This is a genomic window from Pseudoalteromonas sp. SG44-1 (assembly GCF_014164315.1).
Classification (GTDB): domain Bacteria; phylum Pseudomonadota; class Gammaproteobacteria; order Enterobacterales; family Alteromonadaceae; genus Pseudoalteromonas; species Pseudoalteromonas rhizosphaerae.
In genome coordinates, this window is record NZ_JACJEW010000290.1 from 1 (window position 1) to 278 (window position 278).

Here is a 278-nt window from a genome sequence, read left to right on the forward strand (position 1 = left end):
GTTACACTGACACTGGCATTGGCTTCTGCCCCGGAGCCGGTGATCAATACACTGCCATCTTCTACAGCATTGATCCGGCCATCAACCTCAATAGGGGTCGTTATGGTCAAGGCATTCGGTGCTGCGTTATCTAAAATCACTGAGGTGCTGGCTGCACTGGAGGTGTTACCCGCCGCATCACTTTGTGTGGCGCTGAGGGTGAGTGTGCCATTATTAAAGCTGCTGACATCAAACTCACTACCACTGATAGTCCATGCCCCAGAGCCATCGGCCGTCAC

The 278-nt window shown here is 53.2% G+C and carries 1 protein-coding gene; it reads right to left on the reverse strand.

Going from position 1 to position 278, the window contains the following annotated elements; translation table 11 throughout:
• Positions 1-278, reverse strand: a 278-nt coding sequence (locus tag H5187_RS24195) for a hypothetical protein (RefSeq protein WP_182798537.1), incomplete at both ends; no start/stop codon positions are given.